The sequence below is a fragment of the Frankia sp. R43 genome (assembly GCF_001306465.1).
Taxonomy (GTDB): domain Bacteria; phylum Actinomycetota; class Actinomycetes; order Frankiales; family Frankiaceae; genus Parafrankia; species Parafrankia irregularis.
This window is the reverse complement of sequence record NZ_LFCW01000001.1, coordinates 582877-604629: the sequence shown is the minus strand read 5'-3', so window position 1 is coordinate 604629 and position 21753 is coordinate 582877. Positions and strand designations below refer to the sequence as shown.

Here is a 21753-nt window from a genome sequence, read left to right as displayed (position 1 = left end):
ATTCTCGGTGGTTTGCCGGAAGCGGATAAGCAAACCTGTCGAGGCGGCGGACCAGACAGATCATCCGAGGTCGGTGCGGTGTCGAGGGAGTCCGGGTCGGGGGAGCTGTCCGGCTGGGGTGCGGGGCGCCGATGTGGAGAACTTGCTCGTACGCAAGGATGCTCGTGGCGGATGACGGTTCGGTGAGACCGTGGCACCCGAGGCCGTGGCACCCGAGGTCGCGGCCACCAACTCGCACCTTTCGTTCGAACAGTTCGAGAAACGTGGTGCTCCTGGTAGCACTGCACCATCCCGCCCGACATGGTTCCTGACCGGCGGGGCGTGGACTTCGTCCAATCCCGGCATCGTGGAACAACGCACTATTTCGGATGGGTGGCCGGTGCGTGCGGTATACCGTTGCCGATACAAGGTGCGGCCGCCGTCCGGAATGCGCTGTGACGCCGCGCGCACCACTCGTGATTACGGGGGAGATGCCGGATGGGGGCCGACGTCACGGCGAGTGGTCCGCGGGGGGACGACAATGACCGACTTTCGGCGCTGTTCGCTTCCTACCCGGCGGAGGAAGCGGAGGTTGCGCAGGGCTGCGCGGATCCCGGTTCGGAACCGGGCCTCGTCCCTGCGTCCGCTGATTCGCCCCCTGTCCGGACCGGGGCGGGCGGGTCGAGCCCGGTGGGCGGGCCAGCCTGGTCACATCCGCCGGACGGGCCGCCGCAGGAGCGGAACCCCGGAGACCGGCCGTCGGCGCCGTCCCCCGCGCGCTCACCGAACCGCGCCGAGCCACAGCCAGAGCCACAGCCAGAGCCGCAGTCGCAGTCGCAGTCGCAGTCGCAGTCGCAGTCGCAGCCGCAGCCGCAGCCGCAGCCGCAGCCGTGCAGCGGACCTCGGTGCCAGCCGTTGTCGGGCGCCCTGCTGGTGGCGCCCAGCACTGGGCGAGCGGTTCGGATCCCGGCCCGCGCCGAGGAACCCGTGCACGCCGTGGTGGCCGGTGCGGTCACCACCTGGCCGCCACCGGAATCGCAGCTGGCGCTGCGAGGGGATGACGGCCGCGAATACCGGTTCGCCGGGGTCCGTGCGCTGGTCGAGAGCGGTTCCCGGGTCCGCGTCGGGCAGGTGGTGGCGGTGGTGGCCGGTCACAGCGGTGGCGGGCCGTCGAGGTCGGCGGTCCTCGACGTCGAGGTCACCGGGGCGGACGGCCGTCCGCTGGACGGGTACGGCCTGTTCGCCGGCCTGGCCGACCCGGCGGCGTACGTCGACCTGACGGAGGGCACCGATCCCGAGCTTGTCGCCGTCGACCGGCACGACGACCTGCTCTCCGGGTACCGGGGTGCGGTCGGCGGCTGGGGTGTCCTTCGGTGACCACCTGTGCGCACTGCCATCGGGGGAACGACAGCGCGGCCGAGTTCTGCGCCGGGTGCGGTCGGATTCTCTGGTCCGCGCGGGGCGAGGGCTCCCAGCCGCGGGCCGACAGTCCGGGTGCGGTGCGCCTGGCCGGGCGCGCTGCCCGGTCAGGCGAGGGCGGTGGTCCCGCAAATCCGGCAGATGCCGCGAATGCGCGGCATCCTCGGGCGGAACCGCCGCCAGCCCCCGCCCCGGCTCCTGGTCCTGCTCCGCGCAACCTTCAGCGCGACGGCGGGTGGGCGGGCACCGGGTCCGCTTACGAGGTGAGGCCGGGGCCGGGGCCGGAGACCACAATGTCATCACCTCCGGCCGGCCCCGGCGCCAGTCAGCAGGATCGGTCCCCCCGCCTGCCGGGCGCGCCGGCAGGGGCCTCGCGCACACCGCAGGGGCGTATCCGGATCGGTCGGGGCACACGTCCCGACGGCCTGACACCCATCCCCATCACCCAGCTCCTCGGCACCGACGCCGCCGGCGAATCGTCCCTGCACGGAAGTCGTGGTGGGCATCCCGGCGAGGAGACGTCCTCCGCGACGTCCTCCCAGTCGCTGGCCGCCCCACGCGTGCTCCCGAGCGATTCCGGCCTGGCCGACGCGCCGGTACGCTGCCACTGTGGGCGAGAGAGCCCGCCGCAGAGCCGCTTCTGCCGCTGCGGCCAGATGCTGGTTCCCGCGCAGTCCGACCTGCGGCCGGACGACCCACGGCCCGCCGCCGCGCCCGTCCCGTCGCGGGGGCTCGGCTCGAGCCTCGAACGGGCCGGCGAGCGGCGCAGGTTCGACCGGGAGATGCGCCGCGCCGCGACCGGGCGGTCCGGTTACAGCCGACCGCTCGCGCTACGGGTCGTTGCCTTCCGGACGACGCTGGTGGTCGCCCTCATCGCGGTGGTGCTGGCGTCGGCCAGCACCACCACCCGGAGCTGGGCCGCTGACCGGCTCTCGACGGTGTTGCCGGGTTCCTACCGCGAGATCGACGAGTTCGCCTCGGTGCGCGTCGATCCGGAGATGGACGAGCGGCCCGGCTACCTGGCGCAACGTGCCGTGGACGGATCCCGCAACCGGGCCTGGATGACAGCCTGGGACCCCACCGCCGAGATCGGTGAGAGCTGCCCGAAGACCGCCGGCCGGAGCGCGACCCTGGTGCTGCGATTCACCAGCGCGGTTCGTGTCGATCGGGTCTCGATCCGGGCCGGCCTGCCCAAGAACGATCCGGAGGCACCGGTCCAGGCACAGCCGAAACAGATCGGGATCCAACTCGACGACCAGTGCTGGACGAAGGACCTCAGCGACAGCGGTGAACCGCAGGTGCTGAAGGGCGTGGCCGGCCGGGATGTCCGCATCGCGCGGGTGTGGATCGTCGATACCTTCGACCATTCGAATGGCTCGGGTACCTTCGTGGCGATCAGCGAGATCGACTTCTCGACCGGCGGATGACACCGGCCCGGCCCAGGCCGGGGCCGGGGCCGGGGCCGGGCCAGGCTCAGACCGGGAGAAGCCGCACCGAGACCTCGCGGGCGCCGTGCTCCACGACCGCCCGCACACCGTCGGCAAGCACCGTCACCTGGGTGAACCGGCCGCGCACCGACGCCGCGGTGAGCACCGGCACCGAGCCTCGCGGCAGCGAACGAACCGCCGGATCCAGCCGGATCGTCAACGTCGCCGCGCCGCCGAGCCGAACCGCCCGCTCGACCCGCAGCGGCGCCTCGCGCCCAGCTCCCGCGGCTCCCACCGTCACCTCCAGCGCGCCGCCGGTCTGCGCGAGGTCGCCCCTGACCTGCACCGTCTTCGTGGCTTCGACCCGCAGTACACCGCCTTCCACCCGGACGTCGCCGCGGCCGAGCGCCGCAGCCGAACCGGCGGTGAGGGTGCCGGCCCGAACCGTGGTGGTGCCGGTGAAGCTGTTCGCGCCGGTCAGCGCGAGCGTGCCGCTGCCGGTCTTGACCAGCCCGCCGCGCCCGCCGATGTCGTTGCGCCAGGTGTCGTGGGCGTGGAAGCCACCGAGGGAGGCGTCCAGGTCGGCGGACACGTCACCGTCGAAGGCGCCGTAGCCGTCGGCCGCGGTGAACAGGTCGAGCCGGCCCCACTGCTCGGTGCCGTCCAGCAGCGGGTAGCCGCCGGGGAGCGCGGTGCTGCGCAGCACCGCGCGGCGCTGGTCCGCGCTCAGGTACGGCAGCCGGGTCTCCAGCAGCACCTCGGCGCCCTTCGGGACGACCAGCGGCCGGTCCGGCCCGCTGCGGCGCAGCATGTACGTGTAGAACGGGGCGATCCTGCGGGCGTTGGCCTCCCGGCTCGCGTAGGCATCGGTGCCGGTGCCGGTGCCGGTGCCGGTGCCGGTGCCGGGCGCCGCCGTATGCGCGTAGGCGAACAGGGTGTCGGCGGTCGTGCCGGTCCGTCCGGTGAAGTACTGCGTGGCCTGGGCTCGTGCGGCCACCTTGAGCGCCGCGTTGGCCGGGTCGCCGAGCGTCGCCGCGGCGAGTGCGGTCGCCAGGATCCGCCCGCCGATCACGTCGACGGGGGAGTGCATACCGGCGAGGATCCGGGTGTTGCTCAGCTCGTACGCCCGGGCCACCAGCTCCTGGAACCGCTCGGGCACGGCGTAGGCGAGGGCGAGCGCGGCCAGGTGGAAGGCGTTCGTGTGCCCGCTGGGGAAACCGCCGTCCTCGGCGGGCACCGTCGACCGCTGGCGCAACAGCTGCGCGGCGACCGTCACCTCCGAGCGGTACACCGGGAATCCCAGGTCGTCGACGGCGCCGGTGTCGACGATCTCGCTGCGCTCGGTCATCCGCCACGGGCGCGGGTACAGGTAGCTGAACTTGCTCGGATTACTGGACGCGAACGGGCCGCGCACCGTGTTCACGAGAGTGACGACGTTGCCCAGCGCGGAGCTCACCGAACCGGCCCCGATCGCCGAACCGGCCGGCGCGCCCGCGGGGACGGCATCGTCGATCTTCGCGGGCGGGGTGCCGTCCGGAGCGGAGGTGATGCTGGTGACGGCCAGCGCCCCCTCCTTGTACAGCGCGGCCAGCGGGCCGAGCGCGGCGATCACGGCGTAGCTCTGGTGCTGCCGGTCGTAGATGAACGCGTCACGGGCCTGCGCGTCGGTGCGCCGACGGGTCACCTCGGCGGTGTAGCGCATGTTCTCGCGCAGCACGTCCGGCCGCAGCGGGCTGCCGGTGTTCCAGGCCGTCCCGGTCTGCCACAGCTTCGCCATCCCGTCGAGGATCCGCACGGCCGCGTTGCCCGCCGCGGTCAGGTCCGCGGTCGTGTTCGTCCGGTAGGCGTCGACGAACGCGGCGGCTGCGCTGCCACCGGCTGTGCCTTCGGCGGCGCCGGTGGTCGTGGTGGAGGCGGCCGCGGCGGTGCCGGCGGATGCCGTGAGCCAGGCCGGTGCCATCAGCGTTCCGACGGCGGCCGCCGCGGATCCGCGCAGAACGCTCCGCCGGTCGAGTGCCCGCAGGCCGTCCGCTGCCACCCTGCCCGCCGCCCCGTCCGCCACCGCTGCGTCGTGCTTTTCCTCGTGCATGAAAGAAGCGCTCCACCGGCCGGTTCGGAGAAGGGGACGCGCCGCCGGCCCCGTGCTCGCCCCACCCGCAGCTGGCAGTATGCAGATGATCTGCGACGGCGGCCGGAACGAAACGTTGTTGCGACATGAACGGAAGCCGTCACTGTTTCGGTTCCCCGGGAGCATCGGGGATTCTGGTGGGCAGTGACCGGTGCACCCGCCCGCCTATCGATGACTTTCGCTATTCGCCGCTTTCACCGAAAGCGGCGAGGGTAGAGTCCGCTGGCGACAGTTCGTGTTGTGCCGGGAGTAGCCGGGCTCGGTGAAGCCGGTGAAATCGGCGAGGGGGTGCGGCCGTGGACCTTCCGGCGGGGGGCGGGCCCGTCGACTTCCACGTTCACCGGTCCCGGCTCGGCGTCGAGGGCGGCCGGGCCGCGTTCGAGCGGATGGTGACCTCACTCGTCGACCGCCTGCACGGCCCGGCGCACGGCGTCGCCCCGATCCAGGGCGACCGGGGCGTCGATGTCTTCCTCGGCGATCTCACCAGCCAGGTCCGGATCTGGCAGGTCCGCTACGTCATCGACCGCCTGGCCGCCGACCAGCTGCGCAACGTCGAGCACTCCTTCGCGCGGGCCTGCCGGGCGGCGCGCGAGAACGGCTACGGGATCGAAAGCTGGGTGCTGTGCGTCCCGGTGAGCCTTCCGCCGGAAGCCCGCCGGCGTTGGACGGCCTGGCGCGACGGCCGCCAGCGGGAGATGAACATCGCCATCGAGCTGTGGGACGAGACGCGCCTGCGCTCCCTGCTGATGCGTCCCGACACCGACGACATCCGCCGTGCTTACTACGACGACGTCCAGGCCGAGCGGCGGACGTCGACTGGCGAGCGGCAGCCGGCGACTGGCGAGGTACGGCCCTCGGCCGGTACCGGCGAGGGGTGGCCGTCGACCGGTGGGAGGCGGCTCCCGACCGGGCAGCCGCGGTTGCGTGCCCGCCACGACGACGAGGCGCTCGACGCGACTGATCCGGCGGCCGGTCGCTGGTACGGGGGAGCGGAGGTCCGCCTCGGCCACGCCTGCTATCTCCTGCATGATCCGGTCACCGAGACCGTCGCGCCGGACCGGTCCTGGGCGCAGTACGACGCCGACGCCCGGGAGCTGGTGCCGACGGCCCGGCCGGTGCGGATCAGGCACCTGCAGGTACATCGCCCGACAGCTGACGCCGAGGCCCGCCGCGCCGGCCTACGTGCCCAGGCCGACCTGCTGGACCAGTTCGCCGGCGCCGCCGGTCTGCCGCGCACGCTCACCCGGCACGGCCTGGCCGGCAACGGTGAGGACAGCGGCAGCGGTGACGGCAGCGGCAGCGGTGACGGCAGCGGCATCGGCAGCGGCAGCGGTGACGGCCATGGCCACGGCCCTGGCCCCGGGCGTGGGCAGGAACACGAGTACGAACACGAGCACAGGTACCGGCAGGCGCTCACCCGGTGCGACACGGCGACGCTGGTGCTGTCGGCGCCGACCGGCCGGCCCTGGCGCGACGTCCACACCCCCGGGGCGAGCCTCTCCGGCCTCTCCGGCCTCTCCCGCCTCTCCCGTTCCGCGGTCACCCGCGGCGGCCCGGCCCGTACCCGTCCCGTCCCAGGCGGGTTCGGTGTGCGCGGATTCGGCGCGGGCGGGCCGGTCGGCGGGCTGGACCGCATCGCCGCCGCGGGGGCGCTCGCCGCGGCGGCCGAACTCTGCCTCGTCCTGCAGACACTGCACCAGCAGGGGCAGGCGCACCGCTGCCTGACCCCCGACGCGATCGTCATCACCGCCCCCGGCCGCGGCCGGCGGGCCGTCGCGCTGCGCGATCTCGGCCTGCTCGGCCTGACCGAGGTCCCCGGCGAGGGCGGCCCCTGGCAGGCACCCGAGCAACGTCACCAGGGGCTCGGCCGCTGGCACCATTCCGTGCCGGCGGGCGGCAGCCTGAGCCCGCGTCCCATCCGGGGCCTGGGGGCTCGTCCCGGGCCACCGGCGGACGTCCACCAGGTCGCGGCGCTGGTCCGGGAGACTCTCGGTGGGCTCGCGTCCGCGCCGGACGTGCCGCTGCCGGGCCATTCGGCCGAGTTCAACGATCTGCTGGCGCGCGCCCTGCACCCGGACCCGGCCCGGCGCCCACCCGTCGGCGCTCTCGCCGTCGGCCTGCGCGCCGAGCGCCAGCGACTTTCCCTCGGGGGACGTCCGTGACCGTCGTCCCGCCGCCTGTTCGTGCTGCCTGACCTGGGTGATACCTGACAAGCACGATGCCTGACAGACACGACTGACATGGGCGACTTCTGGTCAACCGCCGAGAATGCCCGGGGCAGGTGATACGGGTGACGCTCCGGTCAGGTGCCCCTACAGCGGCGAACGTCGGTCGGTTCGCGAATTGGGCTACGCCCGCCGGCCCTTTTCCGTTCCGGAGATCATTACAAGGGCCCATGCCGGCGGCGCATCACTCTCCCGGTCGAGGTGGCTTCGTCCGGTAACCCCTTTTCTGGCGCCGCGGCGGGGTCAACCGGCATTCCCCCGGGTGCTCGCTCGTTCCCCTGAAGAGAGCCGGGCGGCTGCCGGCTGGGGCCGTCTCGTCCACGGAGGGATATTCGACAAATGGGGCAACCGGTGCAGGTGCAGGTGCCGGGGATGGCAGACCGGCACGAGTCCGTGCCGACCTTGGGCGCGGCGCTGGATGACGCGGGCAGATGCCGCGGTGGCCGATCGCTGTCGCCGCTGGAGGCATCCCTGGAACTGCTCGACTTCACCGACGGGCTCAGCACGGCACTGACCGTGGAGGACGTTGCCCGGGTCGCCTTCGGGACGGTCACCCGCCTCGGTGTCACCTTCGCCGGCATGGTGCTGTTCGAGGAGGACGGCGACCTCGGCCCACGCGGCGGCCCACCGGGCGCGCCGCTGCGGACGAGGGTCATCACCTGGCCCCGCCCACCCGCCGTCGACCGCGCCTGGGCTGCTCCGGGCAGTTGGGGCCCCGCCGTCGCGACCCAGGTCATGCAGACGGGCCGCGCCCGCTTCGACACCTCGGCGGCACGCTACCTGCGCGACTTTCCCGACCGTGCCGAGGTCTTCGCCGAGCTCGGCATCGAGGCCTGCGCCAGCCTCCCGGTCGTCGCCGACGGCGGCGACGGCCCGCTCGGGGTGCTGCTGCTCGCCTGGCCCGAGCCCAGGCAGTTCGGGCCGGACTGCCAGGCCTTCCTCCGCGCGATGGCCTCCGCCTACGGGCGGGCGATCGGGCGTGCCCGTCGCTACGAACGCCAGATGTGCACCGTGGAGACCCTGCAGCGCGCCATCCTGCCGCAGCAGCTGCCGGTCGTGCCCGGCGTCCAGCTGACCGCCCGCTACCTGCCCGCCGGCCGCGACGTCGGCCTCGGCGGCGACTGGTACGACGCGACCGTCCTGCCCGACGGGACGCTGGCCCTCGCCGTCGGCGACGTCGGCGGCCACGGGCTGCGCGCCACCGCGCTCATGGCCGAGCTCAGCCACTCGGCCCGGGCCTATGCGCTGCACGGCCTGTCGCCCGCGGCGATCACCACCCAGCTGTCGGCCAACCTCGCCGGCTCCGGCAGCGAGATCCTGGCCACCGCGGTGATCGCCCAGCTCGATCCGGCCACCGGGCGTTTCAGCTGGTCGTGCGCGGGTCATCCACCGCCGCTGCACCTCGCGGGGGAGGGCGGCCGCCCGCGTTACCTGCCCGAGGTCCACGGCCCGATGCTCGGCGTGCTGTCCGACCACCGGTACGGGCAGAGCGGCCTGCGGCTGGCCGGCCCGGGCCTGCTGCTGTACACCGACGGGCTCGTCGAGCGCCGTGACGTCTCCATCTCCCAGCGCCTCGAGGCCTTGGCCGCGAGCGCCGCCCGGGTGGCCGGACGAGACTCGTCGGGACGGGTGCCGTCGGGACGAAAGCCGTCGGGACGGGTGCCGTCCGAGCCGGCGCTCGATCGGGCGGACATCGCCGCAGCCGCCGCCAGCACCGACCTCGACCAGCTGTGCGACGCGCTGCTGGCCGAGATCGCCGGGCCGGGCGAACGAGAGGACGATGTCTGCGTCCTCGGCGTCACGCTGACCTGAGCCCGAAGGCGTACAAACCGTCGGCATATCCGCAGATACGGTCTATAGTCCAAGGTTATTCCGTGTCTGCGGATCTCGTGCGGCGTCGCACGCCGACCGGTTCAGCTCCGGGGCCGGTCACTGACAGTGCGTGCGCGGCCGATGGCCAGCGGTCGACAACTCGCGGCCCGCGTTACGCGCCCCGACCGTGAAGGACGACGTGCGCGCCTACCCACACCCACCAGCTGACCGGAGCTCCGCGGCGGCCACGCCCTCCGCAGGGGCGTGGAAACCGGTGCCGGGCCCGGCCGCGGGCACAGTGCTCGAGCGGGCGTCGGTGAGCATGATCGGCCCCACGACGGGCGTGCAGCTCCACGGCGCCGACCTGCGTGTTCCCCTGTCGCAGCTCGATGTGGACGTCCTGAGGAGCCTTCTCGACACCCACAAGCTCCTGGTCTTCCGCGACCAGCGTCTCGACACATCCCAGTACGTGGCGTTCTGCCGGAACTTCGGCTCGCTCATCTCCTTCCCCTCCGTGCTCCCGAACCACCCCACGACGCCGGGCGTACATCTCGTCCACAACCGCGACCGCACGCCGGAACCCGACGACGCCGGCAGCTGGCACCTCGACGCGAGCAGCCTCGTCACCGCGCCGGACTACTCGGAGCTGCGCGCCGTCCAGGTGCCACCGGTCGGCGGTGACACCGTGTTCTCGAACCTCGTCGACTGCTACCGCCGCCTCAGCCCGGCGGTGAAGGAGTCCATCGAGGACCTCTACACGACCCACATGGCCAGGCGCCGGCCGATCGACCGGCAGAACTACCCGGCCGTCGTGCGTTCGCTGGTGCAGGAACACCCACGCACCGGCGAACGCCACCTCTACGTCTGCTTCATGCTCGACCCCGTCGTGGTCGGCTGGGACCGGTCGAGCAGCGCGGACCTCGTCCGCGTGCTGCTCGCCGAGGCCACGAGGCCCGAGTGCCAGGTAAGACTCAGCTGGTCCGCCGGTGATGTCGCGCTCTGGGACAACCGCGTCCTGCTGCACTACGGAGTACGTGACTACGGCGACTCCCCGCGGGAGCTGGAACGCGTGCTCGTCACCGCGCGGCCGCAGGACTTCGTCGAGGAGCTGATCTGAGGAACCGATCCGAGGGCAGGGCACCGGCCGGAGTCCGGTGGCCGACAGGCACGCACGCCTTGCAGGCCTGGGACGTCCCGCGTGACACTCCCAGTGAGCTCACGATTCGGTTGTGACCATCACGGTCCGGCGCGGCGGAGGTTGCTGATGTTCGGTCATCGCAGGTCCGCGAGCGACAGGGCCGCCGACCCGGGCCCGCCGGCCGCGCCGCCCATGCCCGGCCCCGGCCCCTACGACGAGGCCGACGCACCGGACCTCGGCCTGCCCGAGTGGGACTGGCCGCCGCTGGTCGACTACGGCGCGCTGCGCGTCGCCGTGCCGGATGCCGTGACGGCCGAGATCCAGCCGGCCCCCGGCCGGCCCGAGGTCCAGGAACTCGTCCTGCGGGCCGATCAGCTGACGATTCGGCTGGCCGCCTTCGCCGCTCCGAAGAGCCGCGGCACCTGGGACGGATTCCGCGCCGACCTGGCCGCCGCGACCGCCGCGACCGACGTGCCCAGCGCGGCCGACGTGCCCAGCGCAGCCGACGCGCCCGGCACGACTGCCGTACCCGCCTGCGCCACCCCGGTCGGCACGCCGACCGTCACCTCCGGCCGGTACGGGCCGGAGTTCAGCAGCGGCGGCAGCCGGCTGATCGGGATCTCAGGCCCGCGCTGGTACCTGCGGATCGTCATCACCCCGGCCGGGGAGGGCGAGGCCGCGGACGCCGGCGCCGGTACCTCGCTGCCCGTTCTGGACGAGATCCTGCGCGGCACGGTGGTCGTGCGCGGAACGGGCGCCATGCCGGCCGGAGCGGCCCTCCCGCTGGACCACCGCCAGCCCGCCGGCCAGCACCGCGTCGCCGTGTCCGATCTGTGGACGGACGAGCCGACCACGGCCGGCACCGGCACCCTCGAACGCCGGCGCGACGTCTACGAGTCCACCGGTGTCTTCACCGGCTCCCTGAGCCGCAACCTCTCCACCTGGGGCTGACCTTGCCGCCTGTAGCTCTGCCTGTGGCTCGCGTCCGCACCTGGGCTGGTGCCCGCACCTGAGGCTGGTGTCCCGCGGTGCCCGGCTCGGCCCGGGGCCCGCCGGATCAGGGTTCTCGATGTCTCTGCCCGTGCGCCTGGCCGTGCCGTGGCCGGCTGTCGGTCGAAATCCGCTTCAGGACGTCGATGACCGAAACCCCCGCCTCGACGTACCAGCTGCCGACCACCGCGCCACCGATCATCACCACACCGAACCCGATCAGCCAGGACAGGATGGTGAACACGACACCGATCGGCCCGTAGGTGCTTTCGTTCGACACGATCGTCGCAGAGAACGCCAGCCGGCTGAACCCACCCAGCCCGGTCAGCCCGATCGTCGTGAAGAAGGCCACCGGCCAGACCGCCCGCCAGCTCAGCCGGCCCATCGTGAGTACCCAGGCACCCGCCCACAGGAACATCGCCGTCATCACGACGACGACCAGTGCGTAGCCGACCTGACCGACCGCGGTGCCGGTAAGCACCGCTCCGAGCGCCGTCGAACCGGCCAGGAACACGAGCAGCCCAGACAGCCAGATGACCTGATGGCGTAGACCGCGCAGACCCGCCGGGCTCAGCCGGAACACCCGCTCGTACACCATCTGGATGGACGCGGCCAGGCTCACCCCACCCAGCACCAGCCAGAGCACACCCAGCACGGACCAACCGGAGACCGTCGTCCCACCCCGCGGCGTGAAAAGCCGCTCGACGGCCATCGCCGCATCATGGTTCAGGCCCATCCGCCTGATGATGATGTCCGCCGCCCCGCCGGCACCCAGAGGCGATGCCGCCGCCAACGCGATCACGAACGGAAAGAACATCATCAGAATCAGCGCGGCGAGGTTCATCGCCCCGTTGATCAGATCCGCCGCGCGGAGCCGCGAAGCCAGATCGCCACGCAGCGCCCGCCGCATCCGCCGCCGCGCCACACCGAGGCGAAGCGTGTCGCGAATCCTCGCACCGACGCGCCCGAAAGGCCCGAAGCGGTTCGACGTCACTCCTGGACGGCTTCCGGACGGCGTTCCGCGGCTACCGGGACGGATACCCGGAGGTCAGTTCGTCCCGGCGAGCAGGTGAGGCGGGAAGCCGCCGCGGCTGATCGGCCCCCAGCGGTCGATCCGCAGCCGCAGCAGCACCTTGCCCTGGCGCCGCATCGCCTCGCGGTACTCCTCCCAGTCCGGATGCTCCCCGCTGATGCAGCGGTAGTACTCGACGAGTTCCTCCACCGCCGCCGGCTGATCCACCACCGTGATGCTTCCGTCGACCTGCACCCAGTCACCGCTGAACTCGTCCGACAGCACACAGACCGACGCCCGTTCGTCCCGGCGTGCGTTACGTGCCTTGGCACGATCGGGATAGGTCGAGATGACGATGTCGTCGGCCCTGTCCACACCCATGGTCACGGGCGACAACTGTGGCCTTCCGTCACTTCGGGTGGTGACGAGAATGCCATGGTGTCGAGGACGGACGAACTCGAGCAGAGCGGTCCGGTCGACAACGAGATCACGTGCGGCGGTCGGGCTCACGCGCCCGATGCTAACGCCGCCACCAGGCACCTTCGGTCAACCCGCGACCGCCCGCTCGCGCCCCGCGCCTCGTCCCGGCTGTCCCGCACCCGGGGGGAGCCGTCCTGGGGGCCGCCTGCGACTGCGCGCGTCCAGGCCCTCAACGATCGGCCAACCCCGGCGACACGCCGCACCCGGGCTGCACCCGGGGCCGGATCCGAGGCCGCCTGGGCCTCCGATCGACCGCCGACAAAATTGGTTGCCCCCTCGGCGTCAAACGCCCTGCAGGCCTGGTATGGTTGTCCACGTCGCCGCGGAAACGCGGAGGCATGCGCCGCTAGCTCAATTGGCAGAGCAGCGGACTCTTAATCCGCGGGTTCGGGGTTCAAGTCCCTGGCGGCGCACCCGTAGCCCCTGGTCAGGGCGTTTTTCACAAGATAGATGGTCTCGCTTCTATTGAGGCCATCCCGCTTATACCCCGCATTTCACGGACAGTCGTGGGTGTGTTTCTCGTGTGCCTTCACGGCTGTTGCGAGTGGCAATGGACGGCGGCCAGGGCGGCAGCCAAGCCTGCGAACATCAGCGGACGGCGGACTCGGCGAACGAGATCAAACCCGTGACTGGCGCCGGTGGACGTCCACGGACACCGGCGCCCTGCGCCCACGCGGTCCGCGTCCGGGGACAAGGCACCGCCGTCCACCCGTAAGCCGGCCGGCCGCAGCGCACGCCGGGTGGCGGAAGAACGAGTAACGGACACCGGCGCAAAGCCCATGCACGTATCCCAGGTCGCTTCGTTCACCGCACAGCCTGCCCCGCCTGGCCGGTCAGCCGGGGCACCCTCTGTGGCCACCCTGCAAGTCCCAGAGGCACCGCAGTTCGACCCATCCAGGGAAGCAGGGGCAAACGGTACGGTCCGGCACGGATGGCTCTTCTGCGGTCACCGTTGCGGTGGGGGAGATGGGTTGTCGGAGGTGCGGGCGGCGGTCAGATTCTCGCTGATGACGCGTGTGATGGGGTGGTCGGTTCCCAGGGCCCGCAGGCTGTCGGTGAGGACCTGTTCGTACAGGTCGACCGCCTCGGCCACCCGTCCGGCCGTCTCGTAGGCACCGGCGAGGTTGCTCCGCGATGCCAGCGTGTTCGGGTGGTCGGTTCCCAGGATCCGCAGGCTGTCGGTGAGGACCTGTTCGTACAGGTCGATCGCCTCGTTCACCCGCCCCGTCGCCTGGTAAGCGCGGGCGAGGTCGTGCCGCGACGCCAGCGTGTTCGGGTGGTCGGTTCCCAGGGCCCGCAGGCTGTCGGTGAGGACTTGCTTGAACAGGTCGATCGCCTTACCTGCCTGTCCCGTCGTCTGGTAGGCGTGGGCGAGGTTGTTCCACGATGTCAGCGTGTCCGTGTGGTCGGGGCCCAGGATCCGCAGGCGGTCGATGAGGACCTGTTCGTACAGGTCGATCGCCTTACCTGCCTGTCCCGTCATCTGGTAGGCGTAGGCGAGGTTGTGCCGCGACATCAGCGTGTTCGGGTGGTCGGTTCCCAGGACCCGCAGGCTGTCGCTCAGGACCTGCTTGAACAGGCCGATCGCCTCACCTGCCCGTCCCGCAGCCCGGTAGGCGTAGGCGAGGTTGAGCCGCGACGCCAGCGTGTCCGGGTGGTCGGCTCCCAGGATCCGCAGGCTGCCGGTGAGCACCTGTTCGTACAGGTCGATCGCCTCGCCCACCCGTCCCGCCGTCTCGTAGGCGCCGGCGAGGTTGCTCCGCGACGCCAGTGTGTTCGGGTGGTCGGTTCCCAGGACCCGCAGCCGGTCGGTGAGGACCCGCTCGAACAGGTCGACCGCCGTGGGGAGATGGCCTCGTCCTTCAAGGTAGGTGGCGGCGCGGTCCGCCAGCCAGCACAGGTCGCCGAACGCCGCCGCCGATCGGTGCCGGCCGCGGTCGGTCACGGTGAGCACGTGCGCGAGCAGGGCCTCCCACCGCGGCCAGGACGCCGGGTCTCCCCACACGTCTCCTGGGAGCTCCTCGACGAGCAGTCCGGCGACGAGCGCCACGGTGTCTGCGGCGTGCGTGTCGGACATCGCGTCGCGGACCGCGGCACCGACCAGGCGGTGCACGATCAGCCGGTCACCGTCGCGACGCGCCAGGCTGAACCGGACCAGCGCCCCGACCACCTCAGCCCACCCCCGCCGATCCCTGGCCAGCCCGCCGAGCGTTCCGCCGAGCCGGTCGGGATGGCCGGTGAACAGGTCCAGCGGGATCGGTTCCGCGTCACACCAGGCGCACAGCTCCAGCAGCTCCACCGCCGCCGGCATCCCCACCCGCAGCCGCTCCACCGACCGCCCCCACACATCCTCGACCGCACTACCCGGCCGCTCCGCCAACAGCGCCGCGTACTCCCCGGCGGGGGTGTCGGTCTCGTCGAGGAAACCCGCGGCCGCCTCTACCCCCAGCGGGAGATCCCCCATCAGCTCCGCGAGCCGACCCGCCGCCGTGGTGTCCACTCCCGGCACCCGACCGGTGATCAGCTCGACGGAGGCCGCCCGGTCCAGCACCGGCACCGGCACACCCAGCCCCCGCACCGCCCGATGCCGCGACGTCACCAGCACCCGGCCCCCCGCCGACGGCACGAACCCCGCCACCGCACGGACGCTCTCGTCGTCATCGACGTTGTCGAACACCACCAGCCACGACCCCAGCTGGCCCAGCGCCGACCACACCGTCCCCGGCTCCGACCCGACCGGCAGACCCAGCGACCCCGCCAACCCGGCCACATGCTGGCCGACGAGTTCCGCCCGCTCCGACGGCACCCACCACACCACCTCGAACCCGTCCGCATACCGGTGCGCGTACTCCAACGCCACCGACGTCTTGCCCACCCCACCCATCCCGTCCAACGCCACCAACGCCACCCGCGCCGACCCCGAAAGCGCCCCGTGCACCCGCTCCAACAGACTTTCCCGGCCGACGAACCGCACCGGCCGGCCGGGAACATTCCACGCCAACCGGCCACCAGGCCCACGGCCACCCACACCGCCCGCGAACACCGCGTTACCCGGATACAGCTCCCGCACCGCCGTCAGCAGACGGGCCGTGCCCCCGACGACCGCGCCAGCCTTGAGCTCGCCCGCCACCGACCACCAGAACTGCACCGCGTTCCATGCACCCCACGGAAACCGACCCGCCGCAAACCCCGCCTGCTCCAGCACCGACCGCGCCGACCGCTCATCCGAGAACACCTCGGCCAGCGCACGCACCTGCTCACCGCTCAGACCCTCGACCACCAGCCACCCCCGCCAGGCCCCACCATGACGACACGAGCCGTCACCCAGACGAACATCATCCCTCGTCGGCTCGCGCTCGCCGTGTCCAGAAGCCGCCAGGGAAGGACCGCGCCGCGCGACGCTGGCGCACCGTGCTCGCCCGGCGCGTCCCAGGCTGCCACCATCGCATCGGGCCGCCGGTTGCCTGGCTGCAATGATGTGCAGGTGATGTCTGCCCGGGCGGTGCCTACAGAGAACGCAGCGCAGGTGTTGCTTGCCAAGGTCGATGCGCAGAGAACAGCTGCCCACGAACTCACCGTGCGGCAGGCGTGGGCCGTGTTCCTGGATTTCGCTGCCGTCCGCTTCGACGTCCCAGACGAGCCGAACGCCGACGGTCTGCTCTACCAGTTCGGGATCTTTGACTTCGGTGGTGGATCCGCGTTCCGCCTCGCGCCCGTTCGGCAGTTCGCCCGCTTCGACGATGACGAATACATCCAGGTGCACCTTGAGATTCAGTTCGCCCCAAGCGCCGATCTCGCCGCCCTCGGCAAGCACTCCGAGTGGTGGTTCTCCGATGACAGCATCGAGTTGAGCGACTGGGCGCAGGCCATCGCGCGTCGATCGGAATGGGCGATCCTGGACGAGCTCAGTCCAACCATGATCAACGTCTACCAAGATGAGACCTGAGCCGGCGGGCCTCTCGCTTCGCTGGCGCGATGAGCGTCTACGGCGGTCCTCGCCGCAAGGGGGACCGCCCGGGTACGGCTCCAGAAGACGGCCAGGAGCGTCGTCGCCTTCGTCAGGGGTATCGCTACGGGAAGGAAACCGGCCTGACTACAGGAATCCGCATGGAATGCTGGGCGGGTGCTGCTCTCGTCGGATGATGGCGCGTCGGTCGAGTTGCGGGTCGTCGGCTACCAGTACCCGGCTACGAAGACTGGGGGTTGGGACGGGAACTGGCTCGTCATCGCCGGCGTCGTGCGTGCCGTGAGCGGGGCGCCGTGGTTGTTTGTTGATCCCTGTCTGACGACGTGGGAGGCCCGCGATCTGGCGCGTTGGCTCCGTGAGGCCGCCGCTGACCGCCCCACCGGAGCTCGCCGTCTGGTGCGCTGGCTCCGTGAGGCCGTCGCTGACCGCCTCACCGGGACGTCCGGTGCCGCCGATCGCCTTGTCTTTGTCGAACCCAACGTCGGGTTCAGCGTCGCCGCCCGTGGCCGCGACACCCTGACCCTCCGGGTTCACCTGGCTGCCGAAGCCGCGCCACCTTCGCCCGACGGCCGCCGCCAGGCGGCCAGCGACCTCGACCTCAGTCTGACCGCCGCCGACCTGCAGGCGGCTGCCGTGGCCTGGGAGGAGAATCTGGCCGACTTCCCCGAGCGGTGATTCCCCCTGGCGGCGACCCTCTGGGAGAGCGGGCGGACCACGGCCGTCCTCGCGAGGACAGGATGGTGCGTTTGAGCGGCACCTCGGCCCGGTCGAGTCCGGCGGAACGAGCGGCCTGCTCGGCGTCGGCGGTGAGTTGCGGATCAAGCTCGACCAGCCTGGCCCCTACACCGCTGCGACGGGGTTAGCTGGCCAGGACGCCTTGCAGGTCGCGGCCCTGGCCGGCACGCATGGTGAGGCGGCCAGGCTGGTAGCCAAGGCGGCGGGCAACGGTGGACGGCCACGGGACTCTGCGGATGAGACCGAGCCCGTGACCTGCACTAGGAGACGTCTGGGACACCGATCGATGCAACGCCGAAGATCTCCAAATTTGCGGGTTCGGGTTAAATTCCCTGGCGACGCACCCGCGTGAAAAATGATCACCTGCACGCGCGGGAATGTCACTCGACCGCCTCGTCGACGAACGTGTGCCCCGCATCGGGCGGTACCTCGTCGACGACCTGCGCGTCACCCTCGCCGATGCTCTGCAGGTACTCGTTACGGAGGTCATAAAGTCGTTTTCCGGAGTCGGCAATCATCCAAAGCCACCAGCCGTTGATCGAACGACCACCGTTGAGCCACTGGGCCGCCCCCGAGGGGGTACCGAACGCCTTCTCACCGATGTAGATGCGCCCGTCCTGCGCGACGACTGCCACGGCTTCGCGATCCTCGATATATGCGGCCTGGTAACTCTGCTTGAGCACGGTCCCCGCCGCTAGCCAACCTTCGGCGACGAGTTGCGCGACATCGACGGTCACCGTACTCGGCACGGAGGTCGTTGCCGCCGTGAGCCCGACGTGTCCCGTGGGAGCCGGCCACACCTGAAGGATCCTATCAATCAAAAGGGTGGTACGCCGCTGGACCTTCGTCTCGTCCCACACTGGATCGCCGAGCTTCAGCGCCTCGTTCGTGATAAGAACGTCGTTGACCAAATCGAGGTGAAACCTCTTTGTTCTCCACGGGCCGTTCGAAATCTTGGCGTTCAACGGCGACGTTACCAAGGTCAGGTTGCCAAGCTGGTGCACGACGCGGTCACGCTCAGCCTCCTCGTCTGGGGTAAGCGAAGCCGGCCAGTTCTTTCGCCACTTCTGCGGCATGAGGTGCTCGATGCTGCCCTTACCCCGGGCGATCGGCCCCATCGCGAGTTTCGCGCCGGTCGGGTAACCACGCTTGGCGTCTTCAAGCGCTTCAAGCACCATACGGAGGCGGGCGCGCAGATACTTCCTGTACGCGGTGGCGCCCGTCAGCGCATCGCGGACCTCGCCGTCACCCGGCCAGTAGCCGACCGCCGTGTGGTTACTGACAAGGTAGGCCTCGGCTGCGTTGGCGAGGGCTTCCTTGGGTTGATCGCTGAGGTGCTGGAGGAGGTCGATGACGAAGCGGTTCGAGCCCTGTGACGGAGCTTTGACAAGGGCGCGGCGCACGAACCAGCTCTCCATTATTTCAAGGATGCGGTTCTGGTCCGCCGGCGGGACGGTGGCCTGTTCGGGCTCGTCCAGCCAGATGAGGAGCGGGCGGGCGATCTCCGAGTCGAGCGTGCCGACCCGGTAGCTGAACAGCTCCACACGGGCGAGCGGACCGTTCGGCCGCTCCGCGTTCTCGATGATCGCCCGGTAGCGGTCGGCGGCGGCCTTGACCTGTGGGAGGAGTGCGCCGATGTTCTTCTCGACAGTGAAGACGTAGTGCTTGAACTGTGTAAAGACCTCACGGATCGGGAAGTCGAGCAGCGTGCGGGCGGTGAGCCACTGCCAGAGGAAGAGCGAGGCGCGAGGATTCTTGATCCGACCGGTGGTGATCTCCGCCTCCCACCATGGCGTCTCAAAATCGGCCCAGTATTTCAGGTACGCCTTCTCTATCTCGACTGAGGTGCCTGGGAGGTTCTGGAAGACGAAGTTCTTGATGAGATCGGCGGCTGAGAGCGGTGTTCCGCGGGCGTTCAGAGTCTCGAAGATCGCTTGGGCGTCCTCGTTCGAGTCGAGCCGAATGCTCGCGATCTCAAGCCGGTCCATAATAGTGGCGACGAGAATTCGGGCACGACGTTCAGCGGCCGTTCCGTCACCAAGCCAGACCGCGATGGACTCGGCGAAAAACCTGTGGGCGTCACCAAGCCGGGACTTCACGACCTTTGAGTAATCGACCGGGGTGGCGGCGGACATGACCGAGGCGAACCCATCGCGGTCGCGGTTCGTCGGCCAAATTTTATACCGGTCGGTCTCGGTCTCGCGGTAGGCGGGGGGATTCACTACGAGCGGTTCGATCTGCTCGGCGAGGGCCGGCCACTGGCGACGCAACAGCTCTGAGCGGAGCGCGTCGAGGAGGAGCTGAAGCGTTGTGAGGCGCTGCTGACCATCGATGACATTCCACGCCGGGAGGGCTCCGAGCGTGGTCGGCGCCTGCTGGATGACGATCGCGCCGAGGAAGTGTGTCGCCGACGGGTTGTGCTCCGAGATCACCTGGATGAGCCGAACGATGTCCTGCCAGAGCGGCTCCCACTGCGTCTCCTTCGACCAGACGTAGGGCCGCTGAAAGAGGGGGACGACGAGCTGAGTCGGGTTGTAGAAGACCTCCTTCGGCTTGACTACGTCAGTCTTCATCCTCAGCCCCCATACTGATCATCGCGGTGATTCGACCCATTTTGCCCGACCCTCGTTGGGACTAGGGATGGGAGGGTGGCAGTCCAAGCGGCTGGGGAATTGTACAGACATGCGGCCAAGATGGGCGGATGTGGACATGTCGGCGCGGGCGGTCAGCCTGTCCACCCCCGTGACCAGCTGCGATGTGTGAACTTCGTGATGTGACCACGCGTCGTCCGATGTCGAGAGGTCGGGGGCCGAGCGCAGCGGGGAGAGCTCCGCCGTGCGCGGACTGTCGAGGAGCTCGGCGAGACGCTCCCGCGTGTTGACGATCACCGCCCGTGCGGCGTCCTTCGCGACGTCACCGCGGCGAACGGCGAGGACCATCTCCCGGTCCGGTGACTCCATCGGCCGGACGAGGCGGCCGGTGAGAAGCGGCTCGACGCCCTGCAGGCCGAGGCGGAGTGCATGGGCGGCCTCGAGCTGTGAGTCGAGGTAGCCCAGGAAGCGCCTGCCGCCGCGTTCCTGCGTCCAGCCGACGACTCCGATGGCTGAGGCAAGGCGACTACCCAGGTGTACAACCAAGGGGTGGATGTTGTCGCCATCCGGCGCGCCCTCGATGACGTGTTCGACGACGCCATCGTCTATCACGCCTTCACCGATTACATGCGCGACTACGAGATGATCGTGTACGTCGGTGCCGAACCACGCAGCGCCATCCCGCCGACGCACCTGCGCTACCTGTTCCGTCACTGCGTTGAGGTCGATGTGCGGACCGCTGTCACGTCGGAGACCTGGAAGAGGTCGCTCAGTGACCAACTCGTCGACTACGAGACCGGGAAGGATCTCGATGGCTACGTCTGGGGTGTCAGGTGGCAGCCCCTGTATCCCGGCGCAGTCGTCGTCGATGATTCCCCGCGCGCCCGAGCCTGGTCCAACGCGCTCGGGATCAATTTTCACGAAGTCCACATCGACAGCAATGGGCACAACCTGAAACTCGTGTTCAGTGATCTGACGGTGACGGAGGTTCCGGCGGGCTATACGCCTTTCAGAATTGACGAGACGACGCTGTGAGCGAGGCGCTGGAGCTGAACCGGGCGCGGTGGGACGAACTGGCTCGTCTGCACGGGCAGGACGACTACTACGACGTCGAAGGTTTCCTCGCCGGGCGGTGCGCGCTGTCTGCCCGGGAGCGGGACGAGGTGACGGCGGCGGTCGGGGCGCTGTCCGATGTCGATCTGCTCCATGTGCAATGCCACTTCGGGTTGGGCACCTTGTCCTGGGCACGGCTCGGTGCCCGCGTGACGGGGCTGGACTTCTCCGGTGTCGCGGTGGAGCGCGCCAGCGCCCTGGCCGCCGCGGCCGGGCTGGGCGCGCGGTTCGTCCAGGCGGACGCGCAGCGGCTGCCCAGCGACCTCGCCGCGTCGTTTGATCTGGTGGTCGCCTCCTACGGGGTGCTTCCCTGGATCTCGGACGTGGCCGCCTGGATGAACAGCGCGGCCACCGCTCTGCGCCCCGGTGGGGCCATGGTGCTGATCGACGGGCATCCGCTGACCCAGATGGTCGAGACCGCGGAGCCGGTCCGGTTCGACTTTCCCTATCAGGGCGGCGCAGCGCACCGCCTGCCCTCGACGACCTTCTACGCCGACAGTGCGACCCGCCTGCGGACCACACACACCGTGCAGTACCCCCACGGGCTGGGGGAGATCGTGACAGCCGCCGCGGCGGCCGGTCTGCGTGTCACCAGGCTCTCCGAGTACCTCGACGCCGAAGGCCCTCAGGGGCGTCAGGAGCTGATGGTCCGAGGGTCGGACGGCCGGTGGCGGCTGTTTCTCGCCGGGCGAGAGATCCCGGTGGAGTACGCCCTGCACGCTCGATTGCCCTGACCG

Annotated in this window: 16 protein-coding genes and 1 tRNA gene; 11 read left to right on the top strand and 6 right to left on the bottom strand. The window is 70.6% G+C overall.

From position 1 onward, the window contains the following. The first annotated feature begins 966 nt into the window (after window positions 1-966). Window positions 967-1356: a hypothetical protein gene (locus ACG83_RS02095; RefSeq protein WP_054564451.1), complete on the top strand. Its 390-nt coding sequence runs from the start codon at window positions 967-969 to the stop codon at window positions 1354-1356. A 335-nt stretch (window positions 1357-1691) separates the two neighbouring features. After that, window positions 1692-2825, top strand: coding sequence for a zinc ribbon domain-containing protein (locus tag ACG83_RS02090; protein ID WP_054564450.1), 1134 nt, complete (start codon window positions 1692-1694; stop codon window positions 2823-2825). A 46-nt stretch (window positions 2826-2871) separates the two neighbouring features. Here the strand turns inward: ACG83_RS02090 and ACG83_RS02085 are convergent, their stop codons facing one another. Further along, the gene (locus tag ACG83_RS02085; RefSeq protein WP_083472971.1) at window positions 2872-4914 is read right to left on the bottom strand and encodes a phosphatase PAP2 family protein; all 2043 of its coding nucleotides are present in this window, start codon (window positions 4912-4914) and stop codon (window positions 2872-2874) included. 335 nt (window positions 4915-5249) lie between these two features. On the opposite strand from ACG83_RS02085, the gene ACG83_RS02080 reads away from it, so the two are divergent. The 4 genes from ACG83_RS02080 (at window position 5250) to ACG83_RS02065 (ending at window position 11079) form a co-directional block, all read left to right on the top strand. After that, a complete protein-coding gene (locus ACG83_RS02080) occupies window positions 5250-7115 on the top strand; it encodes a hypothetical protein (RefSeq protein WP_054564449.1) in 1866 nt (621 codons plus the stop codon). Between the two features lie 435 nt (window positions 7116-7550). Then, window positions 7551-8990, top strand: coding sequence for a PP2C family protein-serine/threonine phosphatase (locus ACG83_RS02075; RefSeq protein WP_235497525.1), 1440 nt, complete (start codon window positions 7551-7553; stop codon window positions 8988-8990). A 199-nt stretch (window positions 8991-9189) separates the two neighbouring features. Further along, window positions 9190-10107, top strand: a complete 918-nt coding sequence (locus ACG83_RS02070; RefSeq protein WP_152991234.1) for a TauD/TfdA family dioxygenase — start codon at window positions 9190-9192, stop codon at window positions 10105-10107. Window positions 10108-10254: 147 nt separating this feature from the next. Then, complete coding sequence (locus tag ACG83_RS02065) at window positions 10255-11079, top strand: DUF3710 domain-containing protein (RefSeq protein ID WP_054564446.1); 825 nt, start codon at window positions 10255-10257, stop codon at window positions 11077-11079. A 106-nt stretch (window positions 11080-11185) separates the two neighbouring features. Here the strand turns inward: ACG83_RS02065 and ACG83_RS02060 are convergent, their stop codons facing one another. Both ACG83_RS02060 and ACG83_RS02055 read right to left on the bottom strand, forming a co-directional pair. Next, complete coding sequence (locus ACG83_RS02060) at window positions 11186-12112, bottom strand: ribonuclease BN (protein WP_235497524.1); 927 nt, start codon at window positions 12110-12112, stop codon at window positions 11186-11188. Between the two features lie 54 nt (window positions 12113-12166). Further along, on the bottom strand, window positions 12167-12640 hold the full coding sequence (locus ACG83_RS02055; protein WP_054564445.1) for a PPOX class F420-dependent oxidoreductase: 474 nt from the start codon (window positions 12638-12640) through the stop codon (window positions 12167-12169). A 310-nt stretch (window positions 12641-12950) separates the two neighbouring features. Between ACG83_RS02055 and ACG83_RS02050 the strand changes: the two genes are divergently transcribed. Further along, a tRNA-Lys gene (locus ACG83_RS02050) sits at window positions 12951-13023 on the top strand. 533 nt (window positions 13024-13556) lie between these two features. On the opposite strand, the gene fxsT is transcribed toward ACG83_RS02050, so the two are convergent. After that, window positions 13557-15890, bottom strand: a complete 2334-nt coding sequence (gene fxsT, locus ACG83_RS02045) for an FxSxx-COOH system tetratricopeptide repeat protein (RefSeq protein ID WP_054564444.1) — start codon at window positions 15888-15890, stop codon at window positions 13557-13559. A gap of 24 nt (window positions 15891-15914) precedes the next feature. Here fxsT and ACG83_RS02040 point away from each other — a divergent pair, with 24 nt between their 5' ends. Beyond that, on the top strand, window positions 15915-16556 hold the full coding sequence (locus ACG83_RS02040; protein WP_152991233.1) for a hypothetical protein: 642 nt from the start codon (window positions 15915-15917) through the stop codon (window positions 16554-16556). A gap of 177 nt (window positions 16557-16733) precedes the next feature. Further along, window positions 16734-17252: a hypothetical protein gene (locus tag ACG83_RS02035; RefSeq protein ID WP_054564442.1), complete on the top strand. Its 519-nt coding sequence runs from the start codon at window positions 16734-16736 to the stop codon at window positions 17250-17252. A 440-nt stretch (window positions 17253-17692) separates the two neighbouring features. Here the strand turns inward: ACG83_RS02035 and ACG83_RS02030 are convergent, their stop codons facing one another. After that, window positions 17693-19885, bottom strand: coding sequence for a DUF262 domain-containing protein (locus ACG83_RS02030; protein ID WP_054564441.1), 2193 nt, complete (start codon window positions 19883-19885; stop codon window positions 17693-17695). A gap of 18 nt (window positions 19886-19903) precedes the next feature. Continuing rightward, window positions 19904-20449: a hypothetical protein gene (locus tag ACG83_RS02025; RefSeq protein WP_054564440.1), complete on the bottom strand. Its 546-nt coding sequence runs from the start codon at window positions 20447-20449 to the stop codon at window positions 19904-19906. Window positions 20450-20452: 3 nt separating this feature from the next. Here ACG83_RS02025 and ACG83_RS02020 point away from each other — a divergent pair, with 3 nt between their 5' ends. Together ACG83_RS02020 and ACG83_RS02015 are read left to right on the top strand one after the other, a co-directional pair. Continuing rightward, a complete protein-coding gene (locus tag ACG83_RS02020) occupies window positions 20453-20938 on the top strand; it encodes a hypothetical protein (RefSeq protein WP_054564439.1) in 486 nt (161 codons plus the stop codon). Next, window positions 20935-21750 (top strand): class I SAM-dependent methyltransferase, encoded by an 816-nt coding sequence (locus ACG83_RS02015; protein WP_054564438.1) that lies wholly within the window; start codon window positions 20935-20937, stop codon window positions 21748-21750. The genes ACG83_RS02020 and ACG83_RS02015 overlap by 4 nt, the downstream gene beginning before the upstream one ends. Window positions 21751-21753: the final 3 nt, after the last annotated feature.